Here is a 9346-nt window from a genome sequence, read left to right as displayed (position 1 = left end):
CCATTCCCCATTCCCCATTCCCAGCACCAAATGCCCGACCCCCGCACCCAACAGGCCGACGCCCTGATCGGCGAACTGCAGCGCGAGCGCGGCGGGCGCCTGACCGTGTTCCTCGGCGCGGCGCCGGGGGTCGGCAAGACTTACGCGATGCTGTCGCGTGCGCGGCAGTTGCAGCAGCAGGGCAGCAACCTGGTGGTCGGCGTGGTCGAGACCCACGGCCGCGCCGAGACCGCGGCGCTGCTGGAGGGCCTCACCGTGCAGCCGCGGCGGCGGCTGGAGTACCGCGGCCGCACCCTGGACGAGATGGACCTGGATGCGCTGCTGGCGCTGCGCCCGCCGCTGGTGCTGGTGGACGAGTTGGCCCATCGCAACGCGCCGGGCAGCCGTCACGAGCGGCGCTGGCAGGATGTACAGGAACTGCTCGACGCCGGCATCGACGTCTACAGCACGGTCAACATCCAGCACCTGGAAAGCCTCAACGACGTCGTCCACCGCATCACCGGCGTGCGCGTCAGCGAGACCGTGCCCGATGCGATCTTCGACCGCCTGCGCGACATCGTGCTGGTCGACCTGCCGCCACGCGAGCTGATCGAACGCCTGCAGCAGGGCAAGGTCTACCTGCCCGAGCAGGCCGGGCAGGCGCTGCAGGCATTCTTCTCGCCGTCCAACCTGGCCGCGCTGCGCGAGCTGGCGATGCAGACCGCCGCCGACCGCGTCGACAACGATCTGCGCGACGTGCAGGCCGCGCAGGGCCGCACCAGCGTGGCGCTGCGGCGCACGGTGATGGTGGCGATCGACGGGCGCGGCCAGTCCGACTACCTGGTGCGGGTGGCGCGGCGCCTGGCCGAGCGCCGCGGCGCGCCGTGGACGGTGGTCACCGTGCAGACTCAGGCGCAGCCGGATGCCGACTGGCAACTGGAGATCGACCGCGCCTTCGCGCTGGCGCGCCGGCTGGGCGGCGAGGCCGCGCTGCTGCACGGCGCCAACGTCGCCGACGCCTTGCTCGACCATGCCGCGCGCAGCGGCGTGTCCACCCTGGTGCTGGGCCGCACCCGCGAGCGCCCGCTGGCGCGCATGATCAACCGCACCCTGACCCAGCAACTGCTGCAACGCGGCGCGCACTACGAACTGGTGATCATCAGTTCGCCGGAAGCGCGCGCGCGGGCGCGGCGGCGCTGGCGCAGCCCCGCGCACTGGCTGTCGCGCGACGACCTGCTGTTCGCTACGGTGGCGTCGGCGCTGGCGGTGGTGGTGGCGTGGATCGCCGAAAGTTGGGTCGGCATCGACGACCTGTCGATGGTGTTCATCGTCGCGGTGGTGATGGTCGCGTCGAAGACGCGGATGACCGCGGCGGTGCTGGCGGCGCTGCTGAGTTTCTTCAGCTACAACTTCTTCTTCATCGAACCGCGCTTCACCTTCCAGATCGGCGCGCGCCAGGGCGTGGTCACGGTGCTGCTGTTCCTGGTCGCCGCCCTGGTCGCCGGGCGCCTGGCCTCGCGCCTGCGCATGCAGGTGCTGGCGCTGCGCGCGGTCAATGCGCAGACCACCGCACTGCAGCGCCTGGGCCGCGAACTCACCAGTGCCGCCGACCTCGGCCAGGTGCTGGAGGCCGGGCGCCGCGCGCTCGCCGGCACCCTCGATGCCGAGGCCTGGCTGCGCCTGCAGCCGCTGGAGCGCGCGCATGACGGCGCCGACGACTACGCGCCGACGATGGCCGCGGTGGACCGCAGCGCCGCCGACTGGGCGCAGCGCCACGGCCAGGCCACCGGGCGCTTCACCGATACGCTGGCCGGCGCGAGCTGGTGGTTCCTGCCGGTGCGCCACGAGCGCGGCACCATCGGTGTGGTCGGCCTGCGTTTCGGCGCCGGCGTGCAGCGCCCGGGCCTGGAGCAGCAGCGCCTGGCCGAGGCGATGGTGGAGGACATCGGCCAGGCCGCGCTGCGCACGCGCTTGGTCGCCGACCTGGAGAGTGCCCGTGTCAGCGGCGAGACCGAGCGGTTGCGCTCGGCCCTGCTGTCCTCGGTCTCGCACGACCTGCGCTCGCCGCTGGCGGCGATGATCGGCGCGGCCAGCAGCCTGTCCAGCTACGGCAAGGCGATGGACGCGGACGATCGCCGCAGCCTGCTCGAGACGATCCAACTGGAAGGCGAACGCCTGGACCGCTACATCCAGAACCTGCTGGACATGACCCGGCTCGGCCACACCGGCTTGACCTTGAACCGCGACTGGATCGGCGTGGACGAACTGATCGGCTCGGCCGCGCGGCGCCTGCAGCGCTACCAGCCGCAGGTGCGCCTGGACATCGCCCTGGCCGCGGAACTGCCGACGCTGTGGGTGCACCCGGCGCTGGTCGAGCAGGCGATCTTCAATGTGCTGGAGAACGCGGCCAAGTTCTCGCCGGCGGATGCGGCGATCCGCGTCGCCGCGGGCATGGTCGAGGACCGCCTGCGCATCGACATCAGCGACCGCGGCCCGGGCATTCCCGAGGACGAGCGCGCGCGCATCTTCGACATGTTCTACAGCGTCGAGCGCGGCGACCGCGGCCGCCATGGCACCGGCCTGGGCCTGACCATCTGCCAGGGCATGATCGGCGCGCACGGCGGCAGCGTCGAGGCGCTACCCGGCCCCGATGGCCGCGGCACCACGATCCGCATTACCCTGCCGCTCATCGAACCCGCCGCGCCGCCGTCCCGCCCCGATGCCGACTGAGTCCCACGCCGATCCGATTCCGCCGCCGCGCGTGCTGGTCATCGACGACGAGCCGCAGATCCGCCGTTTCCTCGACATCAGCCTGCGCGCGCAAGGCTACCGCGTGCTGCAGGCCGACACCGGCGCCGCCGGCCTGGCGCAACTGGCCGCGCACGGCGCCGAACTGGTGGTGCTGGACATTGGCCTGCCCGACCAGGACGGGCACAGCGTGCTGCGCGAACTGCGGCAATGGTCGTCTGTGCCGGTGATCATGCTCACCGTGCGCGCTGGCGAGGACGAGAAGGTGCAGGCGCTGGACGCCGGCGCCAACGACTACGTGACCAAGCCGTTCGGCGTGCAGGAACTGATGGCGCGCATCCGCGTGCTGCTGCGCATGCAGCCGGTGGCCGGGGAGGCCGAGCCGGTGTTCGACGATGGCCACCTGCACATCCACCTGGGCCTGCGCGAAGTGCGCCTGGACGGCGAAGCGCTGCCGCTCAGTCGCAAGGAGTACGCGCTGCTCGCCCTGCTGCTGCGACACAGCGGCCGCGTGGTGACGCAGCCGCAACTGCTGCGCGAACTATGGGGCCCCACCCACCAGGACGACACCCACTACCTGCGCATCCTGGTCGGCAAGCTGCGGCAGAAACTCGGCGACAGCGCCGTGGCCCCGCGTTACATCGCCACCGAGCCGGGCGTGGGGCTGCGTTTCATCGGCGTGAACGAACGCAGTAGCTGATTCAAGCGAGTGGACGCATCGATCACGCATGGTCGGCACCGGACGTACTCGCTGTGGAAACGGGGTTTGATCCTGGTCTGGTCCGAGTAGGCCGTCTTGCTCGCCATGCGCGTCGTAGCGACGCGCCGAAGGCGCCGTCTTGTGCAAGCGGGTGGATTTGAATAAATTCCGCGGCATCGTAGGAGCCGGGCCGGACACATGCATGTTAGGGCCATGAGTTGCTGGACGCGAGCCATCCCCGTTGTGCGGTGCCACGGGCATCGATGGCGATGGTTGAGCATCTCGATGTCTTGCCTGATCTTTGCGGCGTGCACCCGCGATGCCCAGCTAGATCGCGCTCGCAGCGTGGCGCCAGCCGTATCCGCCTCAGAGAGCAAGGAGAGTCCGATGGAACGCATCAAGCGGGTGGTGGATCGTCTGGTCGATACGCGATTCGACGACATTGCAGCAATCAACGCACAGCTACAGACTAGCCTCGGTGCCGTACAGGCGGGGGATGGTTTCGACGTGCGCACCAGCGACAGTGGCTCGCTTGGCGGGATACCCGTCAGCGACATTGAATTGCGTAGCGCGAAAGACGATGCGTCGCATGCCACGTTGCTGCTGCGTTTCCCTTTGCCGGGAGTGCCGCTTGAAAGCGCGCCATGGCCGAACGCGACGTTGTATCCGCCTCGGCCCGATGCAGTCGATTCGGCAGCTTACTGGTCCGTTGACGCCGCACCGGACACCCGCGTGATCCTGGGTCTTTCTGCCGACGAGAAGCATCTGATCCAGATGACGATTCGGAAGAACTAAGAACTGTATGCCTTTGGCAAAGGAGTTGCAGCATGGTCGAGTCGATGTCGGAACCCGGCGCTTCGCAGGCGTCGCCAAATTCCTCTCCGCCGCGCCCGGCTACACCGCTGCAGGATCCTTCGCTGCAGTCATTCCTGGAGGAGTCGCCGACGTTGCGAAGCGGATTGGCGCAGTTGCGTCACGACCGCATCGAGGTGATCTGGGGAAGGGCAGGAGGTGGAACCTATGTGGATCCTGGTCGTGCCATCGTCATCGATGAAAACGCGATGGGACATGGTGGGCGAATCGCAAGGTCGATTTCTCACGAAATAGGCCATCATCGATTTACCGAGATACCCGATAAGTCGTCGCGGGAGACCTATGTCGCCAGCATGCTGCGTGGCGAGGCCGCTGCGACGTTGAGCAATGCCAAGGTCAGACAGGAAATCCTCGCTCGTGGTGGAGCCGATATCGGCATCTCCGGCAGTGGAGATCGGCCTAGACAGTACGCGGCAATCGCGGATCAGTACCTGGCCGGTCGGCTAGGGCGGGATGCCGCGCTCAACCAGATCGGTCAGGTGTTCAAGACGGAACAGCCATCGGTCAGTCCCCATTCGACCTATGAGCAATACTACGGTGACTATTACGATCGGGCCATCGCTCCCACGCTGCGTCGACCCGGCACGCCGCAGCCTTCCGAGGTCGACGCGGTTCCGCAAGGACATGCCGTCTATTCCATGTATTCGACCTTGCGTGAGCGGTTTCCGGCGTCTGTCTCCGATGCGCACGTGCTGCACGTGTCGGTCCTGGCAAAGGCCGAAGGGATTCGCGAGAACGATGCGCAGGTCTTCATGAAGGACGATCAGGCATGGGTGGCCGCATCGTTTCCGCCTGGGACCCGCGTCCAAATCGACTTGGGCGCGGCTGCGCCTTCGATGTCCGACGCCTTGCAACAAGCCGCACAACAGGACGGGCAGCATCAGGACGCCGCGATCCATGCCCAAGCGCCGAATGTGCCATCACGCTGAAGTGGCGTTTGGGGAGTCCCTCATCCCGGCGGCAACACCTTCCCCGGATTGAGGATCCCATCCGGATCCAGCGCGCGCTTGATCGCGCGCATCGCGTCAAGGGTCGCGGCATTGAAGGCCTGGTCCATATAGTCGCGCTTGGCCACGCCGATGCCGTGTTCGCCCGAGAGGGTGCCTTCCAGCGACAGCACCAGCGCGAACAGCCGCGGCAGCGCCGCCTGCGCGCGCGCGGTTTCGGCGGCGTCGTCGGGCGCGTACATGATGTTGACGTGCAGGTTGCCGTTGCCGGCATGGCCGAAGGCGACGATCGGCAGGTCGAACTCGGCGGCCAGCGCTTCCACGCCGGCCACCAGGTCGGGGATGCGCGATACCGGCACCACCACGTCTTCGTTGATCTTGCCGGGGCGGATCGTGCGCAGCGCCGGCGACAGCGCGCGGCGCGCGGCCCACAGGCGGTCGCGCGCGCTGCCGTCGGCGGCTACGTCCAGCGCCAGCAGGCCGTCGCCTTCGGCGGCGGCGCCCAGCGCCTGCAGCGTATAGGGCAGGGTGTCGTGGTCGCCGTCGGCCTCGATCAGCAGCATCGCGCCGGCCTCGGGCACGTCGCTGCCGTTGCGGCGCAGCAGCGCGATCGCGCTGCGGTCCATGAACTCGAGCATGGTCGGCGTGCTCGGCTGCGCCATCAGTCGCGACACCGCGGCAGCGGCCGCGGCGGCGTCGCGGTACAGCGCGCGCAGCCCAGCCTGCGCCAGCGGCCGTGGCGACAGCTTCAGCGTCGCTTCCACGATCAGCGCCAGGGTGCCTTCGCTGCCGACCAGCAGGTGGGTCAGGTCGTAGCCGGTGGCGTCCTTGGTATAGGCGCCGCCACAGCGGATCAGCTCGCCGCTGCCGGTCACCGCGACCAGGCCGAGCACGTTGTCGCGGGTGGCGCCGTACTTCACCGCGCGCGGTCCGCCGGCATTGGTCGACAGGTTGCCGCCGACGCTGCAGATCTCCGCACTGGACGGGTCCGGAGGCCAGAACAGCCCGTGCGGCGCCAGGGCCTGTTGCAGGTCGCCGTTGAGCACGCCGGGTTCGACCACCGCGCAGCGGTCGGCCGGGCGCAGCTGCAGGATGCGGTTCATGCGTGCGAACGACAGCACCACGCCGCCGGAGAACGGTACCGCGGCGCCGGCGGTGCCGGTGCCGGCGCCGCGCGCCACCAGCGGCACGCGGTGCGCACGGCAGGCGCGCACGATCGCCTGCACCTGCTCGCGGGTCTGCGGCAGCGCCACCGCATCGGCCAGGGCCCAGCGCCGCGAATCGTCCTCGCCATAGCTGCGGCGGCTGTCGGCGTCGGTGCGCCAGCCCTCTGGGCCGAGAAGGGCGGAAAGGGTGTCGGTGAGCGCGGTGGGCAGGGCGGTGGTCATGGTGAAGGTGGCGACGACGAAGTGGAGGGCGAGGGCGGCTGCAGCAGTTTCCAGGTGAGCACCGCCAGCGCCAGCGGCAGCCACACCCAGCGCAGTTCGGACCACAGCGTGGCCACGCCGCGCGCGCTGAAGAAACCGTTGGCGAACGGCGAGACCCGGATCGGCCGCCATGGCGCGAACCAGCGCTGTTCGCTCCACGGCCAGGCCAGGGCCACGCCGAGGCCGCCGGAGGTCATCGCATCGAGCAGCGGATGCGAGGCGGTGCAGACGAACATCCAGACGGCCGCCTGCAGCGCGCCGGCGCGCAGGGGCCGGTGCAGCAACGCGCCGAGCATGCCCAGTACCGCGGCGAACAACAGCGAGTGGCTGGCGCCGCGATGGCCGAAGGCGTCGGCGTAGGGGATGTGCAGGGCGAAGCCGAGCACGTCGGCGTCGGGCAGCATCGCCGCGACGATGCCGGCGCCGAGCAGGCGCGTGGAGATGCGCCCGCGATCGGCGGCGGCCCACAGCGCCAGCGGCACCGCGGCGTGGGTGAAGACGCTGGGCATCTCAGCAATCCTCGGCGCGGAAGGCGTCGCGCAGCCAGGTCAGCCGCGGCGGATCGCCTTCGGCCTCGACCACGTCGAAGCGGCACGGCCAGTTGGCGTACTGCGGATGCGCGGCCAGGAACAGTTGCGCCGCCAGCAGCAGGCGGCGGCGCTTGCGCAGGTCGACCGAGGCCGCGCCGCCACCGAACGCGGTGCTGCGCCTGTAGCGCACTTCGACGAACACCAGGCTCTGCGCCTGCTGCATCACCAGGTCCAGCTCGCCGCCGCGGAAGGCGACGTTGGCGGCGATCAGGCGCAGGCCGGCGCGCTCCAGTTCGGCGCGCGCCGCCGCTTCCACCGCGTTGCCGCGTCGGCGCCGCTCAGTTTCCATCGGGCAGCGGGGTCGGGCGCCCGCCGCTGAAGGTGGACCAGGCCGGGGTGCGCACGATGTTGCCGAAGCCGTCCAGGTGCAGCACGCCGGTGGCGCCGCGCAGGCCGCTGTCCTTGCCGGTCGCCAGCTTCTCCAGGTAGGCGGTGATCTGCCAGGCGTCGTAGCCGAACGCGAACAGCCGCCCGGCCGGGCCGCGCGCGGTCGGCAGCATGTCGGCCACGCTGGTCGCCGCCGGCAGGCCGCCGACGCCGCGCACGTTCCACAGCTCGCTCGGGTAGACAATGCCGTCCAGCACCAGGTCGTCCTCGGGCTTGCCGGTGCCCAGCACCAGCTGCGAGGTCGCCACCCGGGTCTTGCCGGCGAAACCGGCCAGCGCCAGCTGCGGCGCCAGCGCGCGGGCAGTATTGCCCTTCACCGCCAGCAGCACCGAGTCGGCGGCGCCGGCGTTGCGCAGTTGCGCGCCGATGTCGCCCGGGGTGTCGGCCACGCTGACGCTGCCGGCGACCTTGCCGCCGCGCTCGCTGAAGCGGTCGCGGAACGCGGCCACCGCGCGGCGGCCGTTGTCGTCGTTGCTGCCGATCACCAGCGTATTGCGGCGTTCGTGCGCTAGCAGGTACTCGGCGGCGGCGATGCCGTCGTCTTCCGGAGCCAGCGAGAAGCCGGCGCTGCCGCCGGGCGGGGCGTGGGTGCCGCGGTTCAACGCCAGCACCGGCACCGGCAACGCGTCGCGCCCGAACAGCGCGGTGACCTCGTCGCGGCCGAGCGGGCCGACCACGAAGTCGGCGCCGCCGTCGACCGCCTTCTGATAGGCGGCCAGCGCCCCGGCCGGGGTGCCGGTGGTGTCGATGAAGTCGATCGCAGGACGCCGCCGGGTCTCGCCGTAGTAGCCGGCAAGCAGACCGTCGCGTACCGGCGCGGCCGCGGTGGCCAGGCTGCCGCTCAACGGCAGCAGCACCGCCAGCTTGGCCGGCGGGCGATAGCCGTCGCGCTCGGCCGGCGGCCGCTTGCTGGTGTCGAAACCCCACTGCTCGCCGCGGTCGAACGGACGCGGCAGCGCCAGTCCGCGGCTCAGCAGCGCGCGGCCGACGAAGTTGTACAGCGGGTCGCCGGCCGGCAGCGCGGCGGCGCGCGCCTGCAGGGTGGCGTCGTTGAGCGTGGCCAGCTGGCGCACGATGGCGCGCTGGTTGTCGCTGCGCGCCTGGCCGCTGAGGCCGTTGTCGGCGCGGGCGCGTTCGTCCAGCGCCGCGGTGGCGTCGCCGGTGCCTTCCAGCGCCTGCGCACGGGCCAGATGCCAGCGCGCGCGCAGGTTCTGCGGCACCGCCTGCGGATCGCTGCCCAGCGCCTGCAGCGCCTTGGCCGGCTGGCGGTCGGCCAGCGCTAGCTCGGCCTCGACCAGCGCCACCCGCACCTTGCTCAGTGGCGGCAACTGCCGCGGCTGCACCTGCGCCAGCAGGCTGCGCGCACGGGCGGTATCGCCGGCCTCGTACCAGGCGAAGGCGGCGTCGCCCAGCAACTGGTTGCGGGCGCTGCCGGTGGCGCCGGCGGCCTGCGCCTCGAGCTGCTGCGCCGCGTCCCGCGGCTTGCCCTGGTCCAGCAGCGCCAGCGCCGCCGACTGGGCCGGCGAAGCGCTCGGCGTCACGCTGGTGGTGGCGCAGCCGGCGACGAGCAGCGCCAGCAGCGACAGGGCGGAAATCCTTGCGAATCGCTTGTTCATTTCTGGTCCATTCGGCTGGGCACGCCGGGCGCGCCGGGGAAAACCGCTACGATTCTACCCTTGACCATGGAAAGCCGTA

The 9346-nt window shown here is 70.6% G+C and carries 8 protein-coding genes; 4 read left to right on the top strand and 4 right to left on the bottom strand.

Annotated elements, in window-relative coordinates; genetic code table 11:
• Positions 1 to 30: 30 nt before the first annotated feature.
• The 4 genes from CEK68_RS01740 to CEK68_RS21170 all read left to right on the top strand — a co-directional run bounded on the left by CEK68_RS01740 (position 31) and on the right by CEK68_RS21170 (position 5229).
• Positions 31 to 2709, top strand: coding sequence for a sensor histidine kinase KdpD (locus tag CEK68_RS01740; RefSeq protein WP_152238339.1), 2679 nt, complete (start codon positions 31 to 33; stop codon positions 2707 to 2709).
• Positions 2699 to 3427, top strand: coding sequence for a response regulator (locus CEK68_RS01735; protein WP_152238338.1), 729 nt, complete (start codon positions 2699 to 2701; stop codon positions 3425 to 3427). The genes CEK68_RS01740 and CEK68_RS01735 overlap by 11 nt, the downstream gene beginning before the upstream one ends.
• A 387-nt stretch (positions 3428 to 3814) precedes the next feature.
• A complete protein-coding gene (locus CEK68_RS01730; RefSeq protein ID WP_152180394.1) occupies positions 3815 to 4222 on the top strand; it encodes a hypothetical protein in 408 nt (135 codons plus the stop codon).
• A gap of 32 nt (positions 4223 to 4254) precedes the next feature.
• Positions 4255 to 5229, top strand: coding sequence for a hypothetical protein (locus tag CEK68_RS21170; protein WP_226977727.1), 975 nt, complete (start codon positions 4255 to 4257; stop codon positions 5227 to 5229).
• 20 nt (positions 5230 to 5249) lie between these two features.
• Here CEK68_RS21170 and CEK68_RS01720 read toward each other — a convergent pair whose 3' ends face one another.
• From CEK68_RS01720 to CEK68_RS01705, 4 genes are read right to left on the bottom strand one after another with little or no spacing between them, the layout of a single operon-like run.
• Positions 5250 to 6635 (bottom strand): FAD-linked oxidase C-terminal domain-containing protein, encoded by a 1386-nt coding sequence (locus tag CEK68_RS01720; protein ID WP_152238337.1) that lies wholly within the window; start codon positions 6633 to 6635, stop codon positions 5250 to 5252.
• Positions 6632 to 7183 (bottom strand): metal-dependent hydrolase, encoded by a 552-nt coding sequence (locus tag CEK68_RS01715; protein ID WP_152238336.1) that lies wholly within the window; start codon positions 7181 to 7183, stop codon positions 6632 to 6634. The genes CEK68_RS01720 and CEK68_RS01715 overlap by 4 nt, the downstream gene beginning before the upstream one ends.
• A 1-nt stretch (position 7184) precedes the next feature.
• Positions 7185 to 7553, bottom strand: a complete 369-nt coding sequence (locus CEK68_RS01710) for a YraN family protein (protein ID WP_017914048.1) — start codon at positions 7551 to 7553, stop codon at positions 7185 to 7187.
• A complete protein-coding gene (locus CEK68_RS01705) occupies positions 7543 to 9267 on the bottom strand; it encodes a penicillin-binding protein activator (RefSeq protein WP_152238335.1) in 1725 nt (574 codons plus the stop codon). The genes CEK68_RS01710 and CEK68_RS01705 overlap by 11 nt, the downstream gene beginning before the upstream one ends.
• Between the last annotated feature and the right edge of the window lie 79 nt (positions 9268 to 9346).

This window comes from Xanthomonas sp. LMG 12461, from assembly GCF_009192935.1.
GTDB lineage: Bacteria > Pseudomonadota > Gammaproteobacteria > Xanthomonadales > Xanthomonadaceae > Xanthomonas_A > Xanthomonas_A sontii.
This window is presented reverse-complemented; position numbering and strand designations above follow the sequence as displayed.